20 protein-coding genes and 1 riboswitch are annotated in these 19,947 nt (G+C 62.5%); of the genes, 10 read left to right on the top strand and 10 right to left on the bottom strand.

Annotation, left to right across the window (positions count from 1 at the left end; all coding sequences use genetic code 11):
- The first annotated feature begins 126 nt into the window (after positions 1 to 126).
- Positions 127 to 699 (top strand): transglutaminase-like cysteine peptidase, encoded by a 573-nt coding sequence (locus ATY75_RS25810; protein WP_088939733.1) that lies wholly within the window; start codon positions 127 to 129, stop codon positions 697 to 699.
- A gap of 233 nt (positions 700 to 932) precedes the next feature.
- Positions 933 to 1,334, top strand: coding sequence for a hypothetical protein (locus tag ATY75_RS25815; protein ID WP_012558183.1), 402 nt, complete (start codon positions 933 to 935; stop codon positions 1,332 to 1,334).
- A 185-nt stretch (positions 1,335 to 1,519) separates the two neighbouring features.
- Here ATY75_RS25815 and ATY75_RS25820 read toward each other — a convergent pair whose 3' ends face one another.
- Together ATY75_RS25820 and ATY75_RS25825 are read right to left on the bottom strand one after the other, a co-directional pair.
- The gene (locus ATY75_RS25820; RefSeq protein ID WP_088939734.1) at positions 1,520 to 2,050 is read right to left on the bottom strand and encodes a gamma carbonic anhydrase family protein; all 531 of its coding nucleotides are present in this window, start codon (positions 2,048 to 2,050) and stop codon (positions 1,520 to 1,522) included.
- 10 nt (positions 2,051 to 2,060) lie between these two features.
- Complete coding sequence (locus ATY75_RS25825; protein WP_088939735.1) at positions 2,061 to 2,756, bottom strand: fumarylacetoacetate hydrolase family protein; 696 nt, start codon at positions 2,754 to 2,756, stop codon at positions 2,061 to 2,063.
- A gap of 278 nt (positions 2,757 to 3,034) precedes the next feature.
- On the opposite strand from ATY75_RS25825, the gene ATY75_RS25830 reads away from it, so the two are divergent.
- Positions 3,035 to 3,787 (top strand): nucleotidyltransferase domain-containing protein, encoded by a 753-nt coding sequence (locus ATY75_RS25830; RefSeq protein ID WP_088939807.1) that lies wholly within the window; start codon positions 3,035 to 3,037, stop codon positions 3,785 to 3,787.
- A gap of 36 nt (positions 3,788 to 3,823) precedes the next feature.
- Here ATY75_RS25830 and ATY75_RS25835 read toward each other — a convergent pair whose 3' ends face one another.
- Positions 3,824 to 4,804 carry an SDR family oxidoreductase gene (locus ATY75_RS25835; RefSeq protein WP_088939736.1) on the bottom strand — a complete coding sequence of 327 codons (981 nt, stop codon included), beginning with the start codon at positions 4,802 to 4,804 and terminating at the stop codon, positions 3,824 to 3,826.
- A 178-nt stretch (positions 4,805 to 4,982) separates the two neighbouring features.
- Between ATY75_RS25835 and ATY75_RS25840 the strand changes: the two genes are divergently transcribed.
- A complete protein-coding gene (locus ATY75_RS25840) occupies positions 4,983 to 5,525 on the top strand; it encodes a GNAT family N-acetyltransferase (RefSeq protein WP_088939808.1) in 543 nt (180 codons plus the stop codon).
- Positions 5,526 to 5,567: 42 nt separating this feature from the next.
- Here ATY75_RS25840 and ATY75_RS25845 read toward each other — a convergent pair whose 3' ends face one another.
- Together ATY75_RS25845 and ATY75_RS25850 are read right to left on the bottom strand one after the other, a co-directional pair.
- Positions 5,568 to 7,550, bottom strand: coding sequence for an adenylate/guanylate cyclase domain-containing protein (locus ATY75_RS25845; protein ID WP_088939737.1), 1,983 nt, complete (start codon positions 7,548 to 7,550; stop codon positions 5,568 to 5,570).
- A complete protein-coding gene (locus ATY75_RS25850; protein WP_088939738.1) occupies positions 7,550 to 11,266 on the bottom strand; it encodes a FecR domain-containing protein in 3,717 nt (1,238 codons plus the stop codon). Before ATY75_RS25850 ends, ATY75_RS25845 begins: the two co-directional genes overlap by 1 nt.
- A 127-nt stretch (positions 11,267 to 11,393) precedes the next feature.
- On the opposite strand from ATY75_RS25850, the gene ATY75_RS25855 reads away from it, so the two are divergent.
- Entirely contained in the window at positions 11,394 to 11,933 is a 540-nt protein-coding gene (locus tag ATY75_RS25855; protein ID WP_064839324.1) for a Pycsar system effector family protein, read from the top strand.
- Between the two features lie 84 nt (positions 11,934 to 12,017).
- On the opposite strand, the gene ATY75_RS25860 is transcribed toward ATY75_RS25855, so the two are convergent.
- Entirely contained in the window at positions 12,018 to 12,503 is a 486-nt protein-coding gene (locus ATY75_RS25860; protein WP_088939739.1) for a RidA family protein, read from the bottom strand.
- Positions 12,497 to 13,222 carry an SDR family oxidoreductase gene (locus tag ATY75_RS25865; RefSeq protein ID WP_088939809.1) on the bottom strand — a complete coding sequence of 242 codons (726 nt, stop codon included), beginning with the start codon at positions 13,220 to 13,222 and terminating at the stop codon, positions 12,497 to 12,499. Before ATY75_RS25865 ends, ATY75_RS25860 begins: the two co-directional genes overlap by 7 nt.
- 187 nt (positions 13,223 to 13,409) lie before the next feature.
- Here ATY75_RS25865 and ATY75_RS25870 point away from each other — a divergent pair, with 187 nt between their 5' ends.
- Both ATY75_RS25870 and ATY75_RS25875 read left to right on the top strand, forming a co-directional pair.
- A complete protein-coding gene (locus tag ATY75_RS25870; protein WP_088939740.1) occupies positions 13,410 to 14,312 on the top strand; it encodes a LysR family transcriptional regulator in 903 nt (300 codons plus the stop codon).
- A 103-nt stretch (positions 14,313 to 14,415) separates the two neighbouring features.
- The gene (locus ATY75_RS25875; protein WP_088939741.1) at positions 14,416 to 15,192 is read left to right on the top strand and encodes a DUF1194 domain-containing protein; all 777 of its coding nucleotides are present in this window, start codon (positions 14,416 to 14,418) and stop codon (positions 15,190 to 15,192) included.
- Positions 15,193 to 15,536: 344 nt separating this feature from the next.
- Here the strand turns inward: ATY75_RS25875 and ATY75_RS25880 are convergent, their stop codons facing one another.
- Both ATY75_RS25880 and ATY75_RS25885 read right to left on the bottom strand, forming a co-directional pair.
- On the bottom strand, positions 15,537 to 16,226 hold the full coding sequence (locus ATY75_RS25880) for a VOC family protein (RefSeq protein WP_088939742.1): 690 nt from the start codon (positions 16,224 to 16,226) through the stop codon (positions 15,537 to 15,539).
- A gap of 159 nt (positions 16,227 to 16,385) precedes the next feature.
- Positions 16,386 to 16,820 carry a 6,7-dimethyl-8-ribityllumazine synthase gene (locus ATY75_RS25885; protein ID WP_088939743.1) on the bottom strand — a complete coding sequence of 145 codons (435 nt, stop codon included), beginning with the start codon at positions 16,818 to 16,820 and terminating at the stop codon, positions 16,386 to 16,388.
- A gap of 78 nt (positions 16,821 to 16,898) precedes the next feature.
- Positions 16,899 to 17,041: riboswitch (FMN riboswitch) on the bottom strand.
- Between the two features lie 307 nt (positions 17,042 to 17,348).
- On the opposite strand from ATY75_RS25885, the gene ATY75_RS25890 reads away from it, so the two are divergent.
- Positions 17,349 to 17,795 (top strand): SRPBCC domain-containing protein, encoded by a 447-nt coding sequence (locus tag ATY75_RS25890; RefSeq protein WP_088939744.1) that lies wholly within the window; start codon positions 17,349 to 17,351, stop codon positions 17,793 to 17,795.
- Between the two features lie 183 nt (positions 17,796 to 17,978).
- Positions 17,979 to 18,299, top strand: coding sequence for a hypothetical protein (locus tag ATY75_RS25895; protein ID WP_049735192.1), 321 nt, complete (start codon positions 17,979 to 17,981; stop codon positions 18,297 to 18,299).
- An 81-nt stretch (positions 18,300 to 18,380) separates the two neighbouring features.
- Here ATY75_RS25895 and ATY75_RS25900 read toward each other — a convergent pair whose 3' ends face one another.
- Positions 18,381 to 18,605 carry a hypothetical protein gene (locus tag ATY75_RS25900; protein WP_088939745.1) on the bottom strand — a complete coding sequence of 75 codons (225 nt, stop codon included), beginning with the start codon at positions 18,603 to 18,605 and terminating at the stop codon, positions 18,381 to 18,383.
- A 161-nt stretch (positions 18,606 to 18,766) separates the two neighbouring features.
- Between ATY75_RS25900 and ATY75_RS25905 the strand changes: the two genes are divergently transcribed.
- Complete coding sequence (locus ATY75_RS25905) at positions 18,767 to 19,876, top strand: adenylate/guanylate cyclase domain-containing protein (RefSeq protein ID WP_088939746.1); 1,110 nt, start codon at positions 18,767 to 18,769, stop codon at positions 19,874 to 19,876.
- Positions 19,877 to 19,947: the final 71 nt, after the last annotated feature.

Genomic DNA, 19,947 nt, shown 5'->3' on the forward strand with positions numbered 1-19,947 from the left:
CGTGAAGAATAATCGATGGTTAATCTGTGTCGCTCCTATAATACGGTTAAATTCGCAAGTATAAAATTTTAATAAATTTTTATTCCTGCCGTGTTATTGTCCGCGAGGAAATAAGGAGAATCGGCTATGAAGCGCCTCTTTTCTCTTGCTGCGATTTTATGTTTTCTTGCGCCTTTTCAGGCTGTTGCCGGGTCGTCGCTGCCTGTGACGCGAAGCATCGGCGCGCCCGTTGGCTTCGCGGCGGCCTGTGCCAAGTACAAGTGGCTGTGCGGCAGGACGGCGGGGCTACAGCGGAACGACACGGCAGGCATAGCGCTTCTTCAAAAGGTCAACCGTGCCGTAAACGGACGCATTGTTCCCGCAGAAGACCGTCCGTCTTCCCACGGAGATGTCTGGTCGCTCCCGGTTGCCGGCCGTGGCGACTGTGAGGACTACGCCCTCCAGAAGATGAAGGACCTGGTCGAGGCTGGTTTTCCATCGAACCGGTTGGCGCTTTCGGTGGTCATTGGGCCGCATGATCAAAACCATGTCGTTCTCATTGCCCGGACGGATGGCGGCGATTTTGTGCTCGACAATCTGAGCAGCGCGGTCAGGCCCTGGCGCACGACGGGCTATACGTTTCTGGCCACTCAGGATTTCCAATCGCGGACGAGTTGGCGTGTGACGCTTGCCGGTCCCCGCGCGGGTGAGTTCTCTTAAGGCGCGTCGCCGTTCAGACGCCAAGATGCCCGGCGCCACCGCGAATAACGCCAAAATTGGGTGCAGATAGCGGTAAATTCGACGAAGAATTGTGTGTCCAACCCGGCGCCTGGTGCGCGCCTGATGTAAGAATCGGAAACACTTTGTGACTAAGTGCCTCCAAAATCAGCGTTTTTTGACTTGCCGCGTAAGCAGAGATGAAGGATATTCTGCAAACGTTGAGGGAAGCCTTCATGATCAGAATGATTGAAAACCCTGCCGAACTGGCTGGCGAAGATATCACCGGCAAATATATTCTCCGGAGGCTGAACTATCATTGGTTCGCCTACGGCAAGGCGGCGATTGTGACTGCCTGCAAGGGAACGATCCTTCATCTCGAGCGGGAAGAAACGGTCTATTCCGAGCGTTGGGGCCGTCGCGCCTATACCGGAACCGGCAAGCGTTACCCCGGCGGCATCTGTCCCATTTCGGCCGTCGCCTGCGTTTGCGATACGCCCGATGACGTCAATGCCGTCATTCAACTGGATGTCGAAGCGCAGGACGAATTCTATCAGCTGATCGCCAAGGCCGAAGCCAGGGTTCAGGCGCTTGCCTCTTCCTCGCGAAACAGCCAGTTTCTCGAAGCTGCCGAATAAGGCTCTTTAACGAGATCGGCCTGAAGCCGTCAGCCGGATGCCTGGCCTCGAAAGCAATTCGAAATGCCGCAGCCTCCCTTGCGCGTCTGAAAAGACGCCGGCGCTGTGGACTGCCACCTCTCTCCGGCCTCATCTGGAGGTGCACCCCGCAGGAGGGGCTGACCACCATTTCTCAAATTGCCCGATCAGCTGATCTGCTTGAGATCGCGAGCGAAGCGTTGCCAGTTGGCCACGTAGTTTTCCGCCGAGCGGCGGATGGCGTCGATTGCGGCGTCGTCGAGCAGACGCACGGCGCGGGCAGGCGCCCCGACGATCAGGGAATTGTCGGGGAAGTGCTTGCCTTCGGTCACCAGCGCATTGGCGCCGACGAGGCAATTGTTGCCGATCTTCGCGCCGTTCAGGATCGTGGCGCCCATGCCGATCAGCACGTTGTCTCCCAGCGTGCAGCCGTGGAGAATGGCGTGGTGGCCGATGGTGCAGCCTTTGCCGGTGGTCAGCGGGAAGCCCATGTCGGTATGAGCCATCACGCCTTCCTGGATATTGGTGCCTTCGCCGACGGTTATCTTCTCATTGTCGCCGCGCAGCACGGCGCCGAACCAGACGCCGACATTCTCGCCGAGTTCGACCTGGCCGATGATATTGGCGTCCGGTGCGATCCAATAGAGGCCGGCGGCGGGCAGTTTCGGCGTCGATCCGCCGAGCGCATAGACGGGCATGGCTCTCTCCTCAGACGACCTCGACCGATAGGGTGGCGACGCCGTCGATGCCGCAACTGATGCGGTCGCCCCTGATAACCGCGCCGACGCCGGCGGGCGTGCCCGTCATGATGATATCGCCGGGCGCCAGGGTAAAGAGCTTCGACAGCGCGGCGATGATCTCCGGCACCTTCCAGATCATCTGGTTGAGATTGCCGTCCTGGACCCGCTTGCCGTTCTGCTCCAGCCAGATCCGGCCTTCGCCGGGGTGGCCGAGGCGGCTCGCCGGTATGATGGCCGAAACGGGGGCCGAATGTTCGAAGGCCTTGGCGACTTCCCAGGGGCGGCCGAGCTTCTTGGCCTCGCCCTGCAGGTCGCGCCGGGTGAAATCGATGCCGACGGCATAGCCGTAAATGCAGTCGAGCGCTTGCCCGGCCTCGATATTCGCGCCGCCGGATTTCAGCGCCAGCACGCATTCGACCTCGTAATGCACGTCCTTTGAGAGGGGCGGATAGGGAAAAGCGCTGCCTGCCGGCAGCAGGTTCTCGGCATTCTTCTGGAAGAAGAAGGGAGGTTCGCGGGTGGGATCATGGCCCATCTCGATCGCATGGTCGGCATAGTTGCGCCCGACGCAATAGACGCGACGCACCGGAAAGCGCTCATCGCTGCCTTGGACCGGCAGCAGAACCGGTTTGGGAAGCGGGATGACAGTGGCGGGATCGGACATGGGCGGGCTCTTCCTGGTTGACGAGTCTTGCGGCATCTTAGACGGAAAACAGCGGGGCGGGGAAGCATTCTCAGCAGATTGACGCTCCCGCCGGCAGGGGATATCCTTGCCTGCATGAACGGGATTTTTGCAGTTTCGATGATGTCTAGCACCACCGCCTGGGCGGTGGGTAGCAGGCGCGTGAATTGAATTCCGTTCATTGCTGCCGAGACCCAACCCGCCGGAAACGAGCGGGTTTTTTCATGTCCGCTCGTCTGTGGCCATTCGAGGACGAGATCGTGGACGATATCCAGAAACATATTCTTGCGGAGCGGGCGCTCGCCGCCGCCCGCCGCTGCTTCGCCAACCGTTATACCGGGGCCGCTTTCGCTTACGCCACCGGCTCGCTGCTGCGCGGCGAAGGTACAGCCTTTTCGGATATCGACCTCGTCGTCGTGTTTTCGTCGGTGGAACGAGCCTGGCGAGAATCCTTCACCCATGAGGGCTTCCCGGTCGAGGCCTTCGTCCACGATGAAGAGACGCTGGCGCATTATATCCATGCCGACGCGGAAAGCGGCTGTCCTGTCATGGCCAACATGGTCGCCACGGGTCGCGTAGTGGGACCGGATATCAAGCGCGCGCATTTCGTGCAGGCTAAGGCGGCGGCAATGCTGGCGGCAGGGCCGCAACCGCTTGCCGGGGCGCGCTACGACATGCTGCGCTATCAGGTCAGCGATCTTGCCGATGATCTGCGTGGGACGCGCCCGCCCGAAGAAATCGCGGCGATCGCCGCGCAACTCTATCAGAAGCTCGCCGATCTCATTCTCCTCGGACGCGGCGAATGGGCCGGTCGCGGAAAGTGGGCGCCGCGTCTTATCGGGAAGCTCGATGCGCAACTGGCGGCGGAATTCGACGCGGCCTTCAGGCTGGCCGCAGGGGGCGAGGGCGCGAGATTGCTGGCTTTCGCCGACGGCGAGCTTGCCTTGCATGGCGGCCGCTATTTCGAAGGCTTCAGGCAGGACGCGCCGCTGGAGGCACGGCGCTTGGAATAACCAGGCTGCCAGGCGCCAGCGCTCCGGAGCCTGATCCTAGCCGAGTGCGCCTTGGGCCGCGCAGATCCTGTCGATCAGAGCATCGAGCTCACCCCTCGGCGGACGGCTTGTGGCCAGACGCTGCTTGAGGTGCATGATCGGCTCGGCCAGGATTTCATCGAGGCTCTCGGCGCAGGTGAAGTCGCCCGCGACGCGCTTGACTTTCGAATTGTCGAAGATCGCCGTCCAGGCCTTGTCGCCGAGCAGCGGGCCTGCCCATTCCGAATTGTACCGGATCAGCGTGTCCGTCGGCACGTGGACGATCTTTGCCTCGACGCCCAGCAATCTTGCGATCGTCTTTTGAATATCGTCCCAGATGTGCGCGCGATCGGAGGTGATGTGGAAAATATCGTTGAGCGCGGCCCGTTTGCCGAAAAGCCCGACGAAAGGCACGGCGAAATCGATTGAGCGGGTCAGCGTCCAGGGCGTGTGGCCGTCGCCCGCTACGATGATGGGTTCACCGTCCAGCATGCGTCTCGCCATGACATCGCTGTCGCCCATCATGATCGGCAGGCCGGTGCGAACCGTATGGCTGGGGCGGACGATCGTCCAGGCCAGATTCGCAGACTGTTTGAGCAGTTCCTCGCAGGCGATCTTGGCCTGGCTGTAAGGCCAGTAGGGATTGATCGCCGGCGTCTCCTCGGTGATCACGTAGTGACGCGGCGGCTTTTCATAGACGGAGGCCGAGGAGATGAAAATATACTGGCCGCAATTGCCCGAGAACAGCGCGATGTCGCGCTCCACTTGATCCGGGGTGAAGGCGATGAACTGGCAGACGACGTCATAATTGTCCTTGGCGTGATCCGCATAGGTGCCCGATCCCAATTCGCCGACGATCGAGGTCACCCCCGCGGGCAAGGCAGCACTTCTCAAGCCGCGATTGTAGACGCTGACATGATGACCCTCGGCAACGGCACGCTCGACGCATGGATAGGAGATCTGGCCGGTGCCGCCAATGAAGAGAATTTTCAAAGTCATGGGAGTGACCTCGGAGGGCTATTGGCGGGAATTATGATTACCTTTCATAGCGCGAAAGAATGTTATCGTCTCCCGCAAATCTTCGCCAACAGAGAATGGCAACGCCCAAGATAGTCTCAGCCTGATCAGGGTGAGGAGCGTTGGAGGATGCCGCGTCTGGATGAGAGGTGCCGAGGATATGTTCAAAAAAGAATTCAATGGTGCCGCGCCGCCGGCAATTCGCCATACCGCGAGATTGCAGCTTAGGATTCCCGTGGCCGCAGATATTGATTTCCTCGCCGGCCTTTTTTCCCGGCCGGAACTGGTGGCACATCGGCCTGTGCCCCGGCCGGACTCGCTGGAAGAAAGCACCGCGCGGCTTGCGCGTGACACCGAGCATTGGAGAGAGCACGGCTTCGGACGCTGGGCGGTCGAGACGAAGGCGGGGCTGATCGGTTTTGGCGGCGTGACCGTTTCCAAGGAATTCGGCAGCCTCAATATTTCATACCATTTGCATCCCGAAAGCTGGGGGCATGGCTATGCCACGGAGCTGGTGCGGGAAACGCTGACCTTTGCCTTCGACGACCTGCGTGCGGACCGGGTGATCGGATTGGTTCGTCCCGTCAATGCCGCGTCCAGGCGCATCCTCGAGACATGTGGCTTCAGCTTCGAACGCGAGGTGATGCTGCACGGCGCACCCACCAATATGTACGGTTTGGTAAAACGAGCGGTTCGTAGCTGAGCATCCGGGCACAAATCTCAGCCCTGGGAGAATGCTGCCCGATCATTCTCCGCCATCGCCAAGCAGCGCCTGCCGCGCGATCGCGTAATAGCCGGCAAGCTCGGGAATGTCGGCGGCCAGTTTGTCGAAGACGGGATCGGACGGGGCGAGCGTCCCGGCATATTTCGCCTCGATGAAAGCCTGGTGGTTGGTCAGCGCTTTCGCGTCGGCCTTGTGCACGACGGTGAAGACGGGCGAGGGCACGGTGCGGCCCTTGACGATGATGCGGTCGAGTTCGATCACCGTGTAGTTGGCGGCGACCTGTCTTGCAGTTTCTTCGCCGAGCAGCAGCGCCACGCCGTAATTCTTCGAGGCGCCTTCGAGGCGGGAGGCGAGGTTGACGCTGTCGCCGAGGCAGGAATAGTCGAAGCGGCGGGTCGAGCCCATATTGCCGACGATGCATTCGCCGGTGTTGATGCCGACGCCCATCTTCAGCACGTGCGGCTTGCCGCCGCGTGTCGCCGCCTCCCGCTCCAGCTGATTGTTCAGCCGCGAGATCGCCGCCTGCATGGCGAGCGAGGCGCGCACGGCGTGGAGCGCATGGTCGGGATCGTCGAGCGGCGCGTTCCAGAAGGCCATAATGCAGTCGCCCATATATTTGTCGATCGTGCCGCCGTGATCCATCACCACGTCGGAGAGCGGCGTCAGCAGTCGGTTGATCAGGCCGGTCAGCTGTTCCGGATCGTCCTTCAGCGTCTCGGCGATGGTGGTGAAGCCCCGCACGTCGGAAAACAGCACTGAAAGCGTGCGCCGCTCGCCGCCGAGCTTCAGCTGCGAGGGGTCGTTCGACAGGCGCCGGACGAGATCAGGCGAAATATACTGGGCGAAGGCGCGGATGATCTGGCGCTTGTTGCGGCGCTCCTCGGCATAGTCGAAGGCGGCCTGGCCGAAGGCGACCGCGATATAGGCGACCGTCGGCCCGAGCGGCGAGACGAAGACATGGGCAAGCCGGATGCCGGCGAAGCTGACGGCCGCGAAGGCGAGGAGGGCGGCCGCGCTGGTGACGATCGTCAGCCATCCCGTCGAGCGCCAGACGGTCGTGGCGGCCAGCAGCACCGAGATCAGGATGCAGGCGGCGACCGCCGGCAGGCGTGCGTCGCGGATCGACAGGCCGTAGCGGATATTGTCATAAATCGTCGCCTGGATTTCGACGCCGGGGACGAGCTTGCCGGTGTGAACCGTGTAAGGTGTCGCGAAAGCATCGACGCCGCCCTTGTCGATTTCAGGCGCATTCTGCAGGCTGAGCCCGACGAGCACGACGCGGTCCTTGAAATAACCCGGCGGCAGCAGGTTTTCAGGGTCGAGCGCCTGGTAATAGGAGACCGTGGGGTAGCTGCGGGCCGGGCCGAAGGACTGGATCAGCCGCCCGGCCGGCAGGATCTCCGCCTCCGCGCCCGAGGCCTTGGCGAGCATGGCGGCAAAGCCGTCCTCATAGCCGGGAATGCGGCGGAAAATGCCGTCGCCGCTAAGATCGATCGAGGCGATGCCGGTCACAGCACCCGCTTGCGTCAGCGCCGGCAGTGGCGTGGCGCGGATCAGCTGCGAGGCCTGCGGCGTCTCGATCAGTGTTTCATCGCCGGCAAGCACGGTGTCGGGACCGACCGCCTTGGCGATCGCGGCGTCATTGCCGGGGTTGGAGGGTTCGGCCATGATGATGTCGAGGCCGATGACGCGGGCGCCGGCTGCCCGCAGTTGGCTGACAAGTTCTGCATGCAGGCTGCGCGGCCAGGGCCATTGCGCGTTGATATCGGCGAGCGAGGGCTCGTCGATCGCGACGATGACGGGTCCGCCCGGCGGCGGACGCGGATCGTCGACGGTCGAGAGATAGTCGAAGCTTCTGAGCTCCAGCAGCGACCAGGCGGGCAGGCGCGACAGCAGCGAAATGGCGATCAGCACGGCGAGCGACAGCACCAGCAGCCGGAGGCGGCGGCTTCCAGCCTGGCCGCCATCCAGCCCGGCCTGCCGAGGCTTGTGTTCCGCCCGCATCAGAAGCGGACTTTGAGCGTGCCCTTGAAGGCGCGGCCCCAGCCGGGCACGCCGGGCGTAACCTCGAAATCCTCGTCGAGCAGGTTATAGGCGGCCGCCTCGAGCTCGATGCGCTTGTCGAAGGGTTCCCAGACGAGGTGGGCGTCGAGGCTCCAGTAATCGTCGAGCTTGGTGCCGAAGCGATCGCCGTCGCGCTCGCCGACATAGTTGGCGGCAACGGTGGCCTTGACCTTGGCTTCGTTGACCCAGGTCAGCGCAATCTGCCCTGAATTCTGCGGTATGAAGGGAAGGGGGCCGCCATAGATCGGCTCGAGCGGGTCCCTGTTCTCCGAATCCATATAGGCATAGGTGGCCGAAAGACCGAACCCGTTGCCGAGCGCGACGTTGGCGGTGACGGCGGCGCGATCGATGCTGCCGCGCGAGATCGGCAGGCTGGTATCGGAGGGAAGCGAGATCAGCGGAAAATCCACGGAGAAATCGTGCAGTTCCTGATGCTGGTATTCGACCGACGTGAAGAAGCGGTCAGTCCATTCGGCATCCCATTGCAGGGCGACCGTATCCGTATAGCCCTGCGGATTGGCGGAAAACTGATTGGCCTGCAGGCCGAGTATGCCGATCGGGGCAAGGGTCGGAACGGCCGTATCGAAACTCTGACGCATGAAGGCGGCCCGCAGCCAGTGGTTTTGAACCGGCGCCCAGGCGAGGCCGAAGCGCGGCTCCAGCCGGCTGATATCGATGCCGTCGCCCTCCAGACGCGTGGCGAACAAGGCGTATTCGCCCTTGAGATCGGGCGTGATCTCATGCAGCACATCGACATAGGCGCGGCCGATATCGATGGTATTCTCGGTGTGATCGGGAGGAGCTGTAAAGCCTAGGAGAGTCGTATCGACCGTGCTGCTGACGTCCATCCAGCCGCCCTCGATGCCGTAGCGCAATGTCAAAGGTCCGGCGCCTATGGAATGGCTGAGAGCGCCGATATAGGTTTTGGATTCGGTCTCTTGAGTGACGTCGGTGAAGGGGATGATGAAGGGAACCCCGGCGCGGATAAACAGCGGGTCCAGGTCGACATCAAGCGCGCTGCTCGTCTTCGACTTGCTTCCTGAATAAAGCAGTGCTCCATTCAACACGTTTTCATACGCAAACGTGTGGCTCCAGCCGAGGCCGGCATATGTGCTTTCGCGTGCGGTTTCTTCTGTTGTGTAGAGCGGCAGCGGGAAAGGAACACCGAACACGAGTTCCATGAACCCGGTGTTTGAGGATAATGCGCTCAGTGTTCCATCATTCTTGCCATGGTTGACGAAGGCCACCACGCGATCGTCGGGCGTGACGGTCGCGGTGAGGTAACCGTTGGCGCTCAACAGCTTGTTGTCCGTCTGGACGCCGCCGAAATCCCGGTAGTCGCGATCGAGCGCCAGCTCCTCCCAGGTCAGGTTGCCATAGAAGCTGATCGGGATCGTCTCGTTTGAATAGCCCTGGATATCGGCTTCGCCGATGCGGCGGCTGTGGCCGTCGATGCTGTTGATGCCGCCGCCGAGCGAGCCTTCGATAAAGGGCACATCGAACAGCGATGCCGAGCGCGAACGGCCCGACAGCATGTGCGGAGAGAGCAGCAGGCCCTGGATGAAGGACGAGTAGCTCGACGCGTTGCCGCGGTACTGGATGACATTGTCATCGCTGAAGCTCGTCGCGTTCACGTAAGGAAAGATGCTGCCCTTGATCGACTGGTCGATATAGCCGGTGCCTTTAAAGGGGTCGAATGCCGCATCGCCGTAATAGCGGCCCCAGGCGTCCAGGCCCTGCAGACGAAAAGCGTTGTTGAGCGTCGAACCAGCGCTCGCATTGGCGCCGAGGCCGCTGTAATCGCCCCCGCGCGCTCGGGATCGGCGGAGAAACTCTTGGGCGTTGCGGATTGCGCCGTCGGCGTCGTAATCGTCGATATCGACAGCGGTGCGGAAGGCGGAAATGACGGGATCGTTTTTATCGAGCCGATCGGCATTTTCGAGCGCCTGCTCGGCGGGAAGCCGGTCGCCCTTTTCGTAATGGGAGGCGGCGAGCATCAGCTGCGATTGCGAGTGTGCCGGATTAGCGGTGCTGGCGGCGAGCAGGTCTTCTAGCGCCTTGTCCCTCTCGCCGCGTTGCAGGTAGTAGCGGCCGCGGACAAGCAGGGCGATGTCGAAGGACGGATCGAGGGCGATCGCGGTGTCGATCTCGCGCTTGGCTTCCTTCATGCGCGCCTGATCGAGATAGAGCATCGCGAGATTGGCGTGCAGCAGCGGATCCTGCGGGTCCAGTTCGATCGCCTTTTTGAAGGCCTTTTCCGCCTCGCCATTAGCATCGCGCGAACTCTGCAGCAGGCCGAGCGAATTCAGCGTGCCGGATGCGCCGGGTGCAAGCTCGATCGCGCGGTTCAGATCCGCAAGCGCACCGTCGATGTCGCTCTCATAGGCTGCCTTGTAGCCGGCGCGAGAGGAGAACGCCATTGGATGATCGGGGTCGAGCGCCAGCGAGCGTTCTATCGCTTCCTTCATCTGCTTCCGGTCGTCAATGAGTTGGGCCAGCTCGGCGCGGACCGCCGGCAGGGTCGGATCATCGGGATAGCGTTGCTCGGCCTTTCTGATGATGTCGATCGCGGCACGCGGGTTTTTCAGGAAGCCTGCCGTATAGGCCTGCATGATCGCGCCATAGGGGCCGGCAGTGGTGGCCGGCGGCAGTTCGGAATGGGCGGGGTCGGCCAGCGAACGAGCGAAATAGCCGCCATATTGCGCCATGTTGCGGCGTGTCGGGTCGAGATGCGGCAGGGCCTTCTGGAAGAGCCTGGCGGCATCGCCATAGCGTTTTTCCGAGCCGGCGATGGTGGCATCGAGCAGGTCGACGCGGGCCTGCTGGGCGAGTGTCAGCTTCCGGCCGCGAATGTTCTGCAACGTCGCAGCTGCGGCTTGCCGCCCGTCGAAGGCGCTCTGCACTTCGGCAAGTTCCAGCCAGTCTTCGATGCTGCGGCGCTCCGGCGGCAGCGCCAGCAGGCGGTGCCGTTCGGTCGCCATGCGGTCGGCCCGCAGCGGCGAGGTCGGCATCAGGCTGAAGCCGTCGCGCAGGTCCAGATAGAAGAGCATCTGTTCGCGATCATCAGGATTGACGCTGATGAGCTTGTGCGGTGCCTGGCCGATGGTGGCGACCGCGCCTTCGCCCTCGTTCACCTCGACGCTGCCCTGCGGGTTGCTGAGCGCCACGCGCCCTTCCAGCACGATCATCGAGGTCCTGGAGCCCTCGACGGTCATCGTCCAGTCCGTCCCGCGGATGGCGGCTGCTGCCGCAGGGGTCTCGACTGTCAATCCCTGGCCGCCGCGCTCGGCGCGCGCCCAGATCGTTCCCGATTGCAACTCCAGTGTGGTGTCGCCGGTGGCCGCCATTTTCTTGACCTGCAGCGAGGAATTGCGGCCGAGGCGAACCTGGGTGTGATCGGAAAAGACAATGGCGAGCTGGCCGTTGGCATTGGTGCGCAGCACGTCCCCGGTCAGGAGATCCTGATTGATATCGACGACACGCCAGTTCGACACGTCGATGAAACGAACCTCTTCGCCTGCCTTGCGGGCGATGACCGAACCGGCGACCGGTGTTGCACGTTGCACCGGCTCGGCCATCGCCGACGGCCCGAAACCGGGCAGAGCAAGCGCCAGCGCCATCCCCGCGCGACAGATGTTCTTGGAATAACCCCGCATGACCCAGACCCCATCCCCACATCCCGTTTGTCCGTGTAGCGTGGAAAAGTCAAGCATGTTGCACACGTGTTCTTGCTTTCGTCGCCAAGTGTAATATCAGGGAAACACTTGAGGGTGGAGTATTCACGTGAGCGAATTCGAAACTGCAACTGAGGTTATGCTAAGTCAGCCGTCCAGCGCGGATATCGGCGTCGAGTATTTCGACCATATCAAGAAAATCAATGATATATTCTACGATCAGATCAAGATATCCGATCAAAAGGCAGCGTATATCTTTACATTCATGCTGGCCTTCCTGGTGAGCTCCAGCGAGGTAAGGGCGGTTTTCAACCCGGCACGTTATGTCGCCGGCACGTCAGGCAACATGCTGTTCTCGGGCCTGCTTGCCGCAGCCTCGGTATTTTCCATCCTGTCGGCGATCCTCGTCGTGCTGCCGCGCCGTCTCGATAGCTCGACCTCGCTGTTCTGGGGCGCCTGGCACAACCACCGCGACCTGTTCTTCGACGCGGCACTCAGGCGCGACGAACGCTACCTCTTCGACCAATATCTGGAAAACGCCAATATCCTCTCCGCCATCGCCCGCAGCAAATACCGCTGCGTCACCTTTGCGTTTCGCGGCCTGATGGTGAGTGTCATCGCTTACGTTCTGCTGTTGGTGGCGATGTGAATGTGTGTGGTGAAGCACCCTGATCGGCGCTGAGGGTAAGCTAAGCCAAGAATGCAGGGCGCGCCGAAGCGCGCCCTGCATTTTTTAATCTTCGACCTGAAGAACGAGCTCGAGTTCGATCGGTACGCCGAGCGGCAGGCTGGCGACGCCGAGGACGACGCGGCCGGAGAGTTTTTCCTCGCCGAAGACCTGGAGCAGCATTTCCGACGCTCCGTCCGCGACCTTCGGGTGATCGCGGAAATCGCCTTCGGTGGCGATGTAGACGCCGAGCTTGACGACTTTTGCGACCCTGTCCAGCGAGCCGAGATAGTCCCTGGCGGCCGCCAATGCGCTGAGCGTCGCCGTTTCGGCGGCCTTTATGCCGTTCTCGGTTGTCAGCGCGCCGCCGACACGGCCGATGAAGCGCGGCTGGCGGTTGATAACTGGCAGCATCCCACTGAAGAAGACCAGGTTGCCGGCCCTCACCGCCTCGACATAGGCCCCTAGGGGTGTCGGCGGCGGGGGAAGGGTGATGCCAAGTTCCTGCAGCCGTCGTTCTGCGCCGACGGCGCGCGCGGGGTGGTTTACCATTTGCCCAGGTGCGCGCCGCCGTCGACGTGCAGCACCTCCCCGGTTACGCGCGAAGCTTCGGTTAGGAAGACGACCGCATCGACGATTTCCCCGACGTTCGAAATGCCCGGCATCGGAGACAGCGTGCTGAGGAAAGCCTTGGGATTGTCCTTGTGCAAAGGCGTGTCGACGACGCCGGGAGCCACCGTATTGAATCGGATTCCCTCGTTCGCATATTCCATCGCCAGGTTCTTGGAGATGGCGTTGATGCCGCCCTTCGTCATCATCGACACCGAGGCGGAGAAACCGGCGATCGGGTGATCCGTCAATGGTGTGGTGATGCTGACGACGCTGCCGCCGGATTTCTGGGCGAGCATCTGCCCGACGACCAGTTGGGTCAGGTGAATGAAGCCTTCGAGATTGGTCGAGGACAGCTGCCTGAAGTCGGTCATCGTGAAATCGACGAACGGTTTGGCCAAGAAAATCCCGGCATTGTTGACGAGCGCGTCGATCGCGCCGAACCGGTCGATTGCCGTCTGCGCTACCCGCGCGGCGGTTTCGGCGTCGCCGATGTCGCCGTCGACGAGTGCGAGCCGGTCCGACGCCTGCAAGGCGTCCGAGGCGCTGACCTGACGCGAGGTGGCGACGACGTTATAGCCCCGCTCGATGAAGGCGTTGACGAGCCCGGCTCCGATACCCTGGGACGCGCCCGTGACGATGACAGTCTTTCCGGTAGTCATGTTGAACTCCATAGTTTGGCCGGGCCACGCGGGCCTCACGAAGGCGGGGTCGCTCGGGATGGGGCTGCTGCGAATGCGCCTCCATCGAATTGTGATCGTTTTCGCCAGGTGAATATGGCGAAAACCCCATTCTTCGATTAGATGGAAATGTCTGGATTCTCTTTTGCACCCATGCAAAAATGGCTGCGTGGCAGACCTGAATGACATCGCGGTTTTCGTGAGGGTGGCGCAGTATGGCAGCTTCAGCCGCGCCGCCCATTCCCTCGGCATGCCGGTCTCGACCGTCAGCCGGAAGGTAACCTCGCTCGAAGAGCAGCTCGGCGTGACGCTCATTCAGAGGACGACGCGCAAGCTCAGCCTCACCGCGCAGGGCCGGGCCTATTACGACAGGTGCAGCGAACCGCTCGCCCATCTCATCGACGCCGAGCAGGCGCTGACGGAAACACAGAGAAAGCCGGAAGGCCTGTTGAAGATCTCCGTGCCGGTCATCTTCGGCCAGGAGGTCTTTTACGAATTCGTCTCGTCCTTCCTGAAGGCCTATCCCGAGATCCAGGTCGATCTCTTCGTCACCAACCTGTTTCTCGATCTGATCGCCGAGAATATCGATCTCGCCATCCGCTTCGGTGAACTCAAGGATTCCTCCATCGTCGCGCAGCGGCTCGGGAAAAGCGTGCGCTATCTGGTTGCCGCGCCGGACTATCTGAAGGGCAGGACGCTTCCATCAAGGCCCGATGACCTGAAAGAGCATCAATGCGTGCTTTTGAACGGCCGCAACGGCGAAGCGGAGTGGCAGCTTGTCAGCGGTGGCACGCTGGTTCGCCAGCAGGTTTCGGGGCCGGTCTCGAGCCGCGATTTCGAAGCGGTGAGCGCCTTCACCTACCGTGGACATGGCATCGGTCTGCTGCCTTCCACCTATTGCGACGATAAGATCAGAAGCGGCGATCTCATCCGGCTGCTGCCCGACTGGTCGTCCGAGGAAATTTTCGTCCATGCCGTCTATCCCACACGCCGCTTCATGCCCGCCAGGCTGCAGGTCTTCCTCGACGCGCTGAAAGCATGGAAAACCCCCTTGTGGCTTCCGCTGCATTGAGCAACTTCATCACCGAAAATTGAAGCCGCGCGCGTGGCGGTGCGTCCTTCCTCGATCAAGCTGTGTTAGAGTTGCCGGGCTTGGATGGCGTGGGGATTGACCGATGCTGACAACAGTTGCGGTGCTTATGGGTCTTTCCGGCCTCGTCCCTGCAGCGCAGGCCGGCGCAAACGAGGTCGACGTCAGCCTCGTGCTTGCTGTCGACACCTCGCGGTCGATGGATTTCGAGGAGATCGGCATTCAGCGCGAGGGGTATGTCGAGGCGCTCAAGCATAAGGAATTCATCGATGCGGTGAAGGGCGGCTTGACCGGCCGCATCGCCATCAGCTATTTCGAATGGGCAGGCTATGTCGTCCAGGATTCGGTGATCGATTGGCAGGTGATCGAAACGGAAGAGGACGCGATCGCCTTTGCCGGCAAGCTCGAAGCCCGGCCGATCGCCACGCAGCGGCGCACATCGATCTCCACCGCCATCGCCCAAGGCGCCAGCATGATCATCGCTGGTCCCTTCCGGGGCCGGCGGGAGGTGATCGACGTCTCCGGCGACGGCCCGAACAATTCCGGCAATCCCGTGACGCCAGCCCGCGACAGGGCCGTGGAAGCGGGCATGGTCATCAACGGCCTCGCCATCATGCTGCGGCCTTCCGATGCGCCCGACGGGCTCGACAAATATTACGCCGATTGCGTCATCGGCGGCCCCGGCGCCTTCGTGCTGCCGGTCCACAAGATCGAGGATTTCGCCGTTGCCGTGCGCCGCAAGCTGGTGCTTGAAATCAGCGGCCTTTCGCCGCCGGCGACGGTGCGGGAGATAGCGGGGGATGCGCCCGTGACGGATTGCCTGGTTGGCGAGAAACAGTGGCGGGATTTTTTCGAGCGGTGACGGGTTTTTTTGCCATCACTTTCGCTCGGGGTGACGCGAGAGACAATGAAAGACGTGCTGTGTGGCCCCCTCATCTGCCTGCCGGCATCTTCTCCCCGCTGGGGAGAAGGGGGCAAGCCGGACGACCTTCATTCGCAAGCTGAGGTTTCAAGGGAGGCGAGGCGCCGCCGCGATTCCGCTTCTCCCCTCGGGGAGAAGATGCCGGCAGGCAGATGAGGGGGCCACACTGCACGTCCTCCATTGTCCTTCGCCTCGCCTTGAGCGGCAAGCGAAAGGCAAGCGGATTGCATCATTATCAAGAGGGAACACAGACGCGACGAGCGTCTGCGTCCCTCTACCGCCATCTATAACGGCAGTTCCCGGCCGGCCCGTTCGCTGACCATGTATTCGGCGTACCAGTCCGGCCAGTTCTCGTCGTGCTTGCCACCGTTGCGCTTTTCGTGTTCGCCGTGGGCGGTGGCCGCGCGGCGCAGTGCTGATGCAAGGTCGCTCGAGGTCGCAAAGGCTGTCTCGTCGGCGTCGATGCGTCCGGGCAGGCGCTCCGTGACTTCCTGGAACAGCCAGCCATTGCCGTCGGGATCCTTGAACGAGGCGAAGGAGCGATAGCTGCGGTGTTCGGGATCGCGGCCGGCGAGCCTGAGCCGTCCGAAGAGATAGGGTTCGTCTCTGCCGGCATAGACGCCTGATGCGTCATGGAACACGTCGCTGACCTCGACGCCGCGGGCAATGAGATCGCGGCGGGCGGCCTCGATGTCGGAGACGACGAGGTAGAGCCCCTGGGCGGAGCCGGGCTCTGCGGCGGTGATGTTCTGGCCGAAGATGATCGCGCAGCCGGAGCCGGGCGGAGTAAACTGGATCACCCGGAAATCGGCGTCATTGGCGAAATCGGCGTCGAGCCGCCAGCCGAGGCCGTTGTAAAAACGTTTGGCGCGGTCGACGTCGGAAACGGGGATGACGACCACTTCGAGCTTGGTGTCGACCGGCCGTGTTTTCGGATTTGCCATAGGGGGTTCACTGCGCATTGCATTGCTCATCTTCAGCTCCTTGGGGTTCTGGATGCATTAAGAATGGCGATACATGTCGCGGTCGAGTGGATCACAGCGCGGCGGGGGCGTCGAATCAATTATTCTGTCGTAACCGACCTGATGAAGACGGCGGGATCGGTCCCGCCGCCTCGGTTCCGAGGAACCGTCTTACGCGGCAAGAGCGGCGCGTGTCTTCCCGATGGTGAGCGCGGCCTTTGCGGCCTCCCGCCCTTTCTCGATGAAGTGCGCGCGGTAGATCTGCTTATGGTGGTCGGTTTCCTGATACTGATGCGGCGTTAGCGAAACAGACAGCACCGGCACGCCGGTATCCATGCCGGCGCGCATCAGCCCGTCGACCACGGCCTGGGCGACGAATTCGTGGCGGTAAATTCCGCCGTCAACGACGAAAGCGGCCGCAACGACGGCGCCATAGCGGCCGGTTGCGGCAAGATCACGGGAAAGCAGCGGCATCTCGAATGCGCCGGGAACATCGAACACATCGACCTGTTCGGGCGGCACGAGCTGATAGAAGCCCTCAAGGGCGCGGTCGACGATGTCGGCGTGCCAGCTGGCTTTGATAAAGGCGTAGCGGGTGGGTGTCATGGTAATCTCCTTTGGCGAACAGACACATCACCCAAGGCGATCACGAACGTCCCCGACAGCCGCAAGGGCGGTGGGAACGCGCGTTCTCTTTCATCCGGACTATGACCGTCGGCTCAGGCATCTCACCTGATCTGCTGACCCTTCCTTAGAAGGCGCTCGCGGGCTCGCAATCGAAACTGCATACCGCCGGTAGGGACTTTCACCCCGCCCTGAGAACGGCGGGGACAATAGGGGGAAGGTGGCCGGCTGGCAATAGGGTGAAATGCTTTCATTGTGGTGTGGGAATGGGAATGGCGCGAGTGGCCCGAAGGGCAAGGCAGTTGAGGGGGCGAGCGACGACAGGAGCGAGTGCATTGGGCGCACGCGAAGGGCACGGTGACGAGCCAGCGTCGGAGGGAATGTCTCCATCGCCCTTGCTGAATGTGCACTTTTGCCTACATGCTTCCGATGAGGACACCCCGTCAAAACAGCAGCGCGCCGTTCCCGCGCAAGGCGAGGGAAGACCATAGCAAACCATGGGAGAGAGATATGCAAGAGCCCCTCGTCGTTCACCGCGAGGCGCATATCGCGGCGCCGCCGGCCGCAGTGTTTGCGTTGATGACCGACCCGGAAAAGATCCTGCGCTGGATGGGAACGGAGGCTCAGGTCGAGCCGCAGCCGGGCGGGCTCTATCTCGTCAACGTCACCGGCGCCCGCTTTGCGCGCGGCTCGTTTCGCGAAGTGGTGCCGGTTCATCGCCTTGCCTACAGCTTCGGCTGGGACGGCAGCGAGGTGGTGCCGCCGGGGTCGAGCCTGGTCGAGATCGACCTGATCGAGCAGGGAGGCGGAACACTGCTGCGGCTCACCCATAGCGGCCTGCCGAGCGCCGATCAATGCGCCGGCCATGCGGAAGGCTGGGCGCATTACCTCGGGCGGCTGATCGAGGTCGCCGCCGGGCGTGACCCGGGTCCCGACTCATTTTCTGGCAGAACATGAACGGTTTTTGCAGGCCGGAGGCTTGTCCCGAAGCGGTTGCCGTTGCGGGAAAACGGCTGGCCGGCGCTACGATCGGCCGTCCGAAAGCGCTTCTTTTTTGCCCGCAAACATGAACGCGCAATTCATCTCCAGTTCAATTTGGCCGCCCTAGGGTGAGGGCGGCTGGATGAAATGGAGTTTCCGATGAAGGCACTTTCTATCGCGGCTGCCTTGCTCGCTGGCAGCCTTTCGATCGGCACAGCTGAGGCGATGCCGATGGGGACAATCAATGTCCAGAGCAATGTCACAAGCGATGTTACAAAGGTCGACTATGCGTGCGGCCGCGGCTGGCATCTGACCCGCTGGGGCGAATGCCGGCGAAACTGGCGACGCCCGCCGCCGGTGGCCTTCTACGGCGGTCCGCCCCGCTGGGGCTGGGAGCGGCGTCACCGGGATTGGGATGGTCCGCGCTGGCGCGATGAGCGGCGCGGCGAGTATCGCCGCCGCTGGCGGGATGACTATTAAGCTCGCAGTCAGAGACAGATCGATGGGGCCGGCGCAATCTTCGCCGGCCCTTTTTATCGACGTTTCTTCGGCGCCTTGGCGTCAGACCGTGCTGACGCGCCAGTGTTGGCTGTCGATCAGTTCTTCGAGTTCGACAGGATCCTTGACGCCGAATTCATACCATTCGACGAGTTCCTTCGCCTTGCGGCTGCTCTCCTCTGCGGTCAGCTCGACCTGATATCTTTCGCACCACCGCCGAAGGATCGACGTCAGCAGCCTCATGTCATTGCCATCCAGCGGATCTTTCGGCCAGAATATCGTGCCCATCGTACCCCTCAATCACACGATGATGAACGGCGCATAATGAAAGCAAAACTGCGCAAGTTTAAAGTGTTATTTTCTGTTTTGCGCCGTGATGGAATTCCCGACCGGAAGAGGGCCGCGGGAGGCGTTCTTGCTGATGTCCCGGAGCGATGTCATGTTAGGGCATGGATCTGCCGTCTCCCCTTGCCTGGCTGGTTGACGAGGCCGCGGCCTCGCCCGGTCCCGAACGGTTTCTGGCCGAGCTCGGGCGACGGCTGTTGGCGGACGGCCTGCCGCTATCGGGCGGCGCGCTGACGCTCTCGGTGCCGCATCCGATCATCGCGCGGCGCACCTGGCTGTGGCGGGCCGAGACCGGGGCCGTCATCGAGGCGCTGGCCTTTGCTGCGGCTCCGCAGAACGAGGCCGGGCGCGAGTGGCTGGCCGGGCTCGGGCCGGTGTGGGAGGAGAGGATCGGGCCTGCAAGGGATAATCAGGCGTCGGACTGCCCGCTGCTCGGCTGGGCGGGGGGAGCCGGCGGGGCAGGGCGTAGCGCATTCGGCCCGGCCGAAATCGGCCTGCTGCGCGAGGTCGCGCGTTTTGCTGCAGCACCGCTCGCCGCACTCGCTGCGCGGGAGGCGCGGTCCGCGCTGCTCGAGGCCTATCTCGGCCGGCGCAGTGCGGCCCGGGTGCAGGCCGGCGCGCTTGCCCGCGGCACCGGCGAGACCATCCGCGCCGCTCTTCTCTGTGCCGATCTGCGCGACTTCACCGCGCTGTCCGAGGCGACCGAACCGCACGCGATGATCGCGACCCTCGACGCCTATTTCGACCGCGTCGCCGGCGCCGTGCACGCCTTTGGCGGCGAGGTGCTGAAATTCATCGGCGACGGTGTGCTCGCGATCTTTCCGGTGGCGGCTGCGGCAGGCGAGGCCCAGGGGGATCGTGAGGCCTGCGAGGCAGCATTGCGGGCGGTCGCCGCCAGCCGTGCCGGCATGGTTCATCTTGATCAGCTGCGCCAGGCGCAGGGGCTGGCGGCGCTGCCGTTCGGGGCGGCGCTGCATTTCGGCGAGATCCTCTGGGGCAATATCGGCGCTGCCGACCGGCTGGACTTCACCGCCATCGGCCCGGCGGTCAATCTGGTCAGCCGCCTGGAAGGGCTCTGCAAACCGCTCGGCCGAACTGTGCTGATCTCCGGCGCGGTGGCGGCGAACACGGCGACGACGCTGACGCCGCTCGGAGAGCACAGCTTGCGCGGCATCGCCGATCCTTGCGCGGTCTTCACCTTGCGGGAGGATTGAGCCCAAGAGGGTGCTTCTCAGAAAACGCGCAAAAGAATCATGATTGTGAAACTCCGCTTTTTTGGCTAAAG

This window comes from Rhizobium sp. N122, from assembly GCF_002211295.1.
Lineage (GTDB): Bacteria > Pseudomonadota > Alphaproteobacteria > Rhizobiales > Rhizobiaceae > Rhizobium.

What these genes read in the sequence shown, in the direction of transcription:
- ATY75_RS25810 (WP_088939733.1), top strand. Translation starts at nt 127, where the DNA reads ATGAAGCGCCTCTTTTCTCTTGCTGCGATTTTATGTTTTCTTGCGCCT.
- ATY75_RS25885 (WP_088939743.1), bottom strand. Translation starts at nt 16,820, where the DNA reads ATGACACCCACCCGCTACGCCTTTATCAAAGCCAGCTGGCACGCCGAC.
- ATY75_RS25825 (WP_088939735.1), bottom strand. Translation starts at nt 2,756, where the DNA reads ATGTCCGATCCCGCCACTGTCATCCCGCTTCCCAAACCGGTTCTGCTG.
- ATY75_RS25835 (WP_088939736.1), bottom strand. Translation starts at nt 4,804, where the DNA reads ATGACTTTGAAAATTCTCTTCATTGGCGGCACCGGCCAGATCTCCTAT.
- ATY75_RS25890 (WP_088939744.1), top strand. Translation starts at nt 17,349, where the DNA reads ATGCAAGAGCCCCTCGTCGTTCACCGCGAGGCGCATATCGCGGCGCCG.
- ATY75_RS25905 (WP_088939746.1), top strand. Translation starts at nt 18,767, where the DNA reads ATGGATCTGCCGTCTCCCCTTGCCTGGCTGGTTGACGAGGCCGCGGCC.
- ATY75_RS25865 (WP_088939809.1), bottom strand. Translation starts at nt 13,222, where the DNA reads ATGACTACCGGAAAGACTGTCATCGTCACGGGCGCGTCCCAGGGTATC.
- ATY75_RS25840 (WP_088939808.1), top strand. Translation starts at nt 4,983, where the DNA reads ATGTTCAAAAAAGAATTCAATGGTGCCGCGCCGCCGGCAATTCGCCAT.
- ATY75_RS25895 (WP_049735192.1), top strand. Translation starts at nt 17,979, where the DNA reads ATGAAGGCACTTTCTATCGCGGCTGCCTTGCTCGCTGGCAGCCTTTCG.
- ATY75_RS25815 (WP_012558183.1), top strand. Translation starts at nt 933, where the DNA reads ATGATCAGAATGATTGAAAACCCTGCCGAACTGGCTGGCGAAGATATC.
- ATY75_RS25850 (WP_088939738.1), bottom strand. Translation starts at nt 11,266, where the DNA reads ATGCGGGGTTATTCCAAGAACATCTGTCGCGCGGGGATGGCGCTGGCG.
- ATY75_RS25875 (WP_088939741.1), top strand. Translation starts at nt 14,416, where the DNA reads ATGCTGACAACAGTTGCGGTGCTTATGGGTCTTTCCGGCCTCGTCCCT.
- ATY75_RS25860 (WP_088939739.1), bottom strand. Translation starts at nt 12,503, where the DNA reads ATGGTAAACCACCCCGCGCGCGCCGTCGGCGCAGAACGACGGCTGCAG.
- ATY75_RS25845 (WP_088939737.1), bottom strand. Translation starts at nt 7,550, where the DNA reads ATGCGGGCGGAACACAAGCCTCGGCAGGCCGGGCTGGATGGCGGCCAG.
- ATY75_RS25880 (WP_088939742.1), bottom strand. Translation starts at nt 16,226, where the DNA reads ATGAGCAATGCAATGCGCAGTGAACCCCCTATGGCAAATCCGAAAACA.
- ATY75_RS25900 (WP_088939745.1), bottom strand. Translation starts at nt 18,605, where the DNA reads ATGGGCACGATATTCTGGCCGAAAGATCCGCTGGATGGCAATGACATG.
- ATY75_RS25820 (WP_088939734.1), bottom strand. Translation starts at nt 2,050, where the DNA reads ATGCCCGTCTATGCGCTCGGCGGATCGACGCCGAAACTGCCCGCCGCC.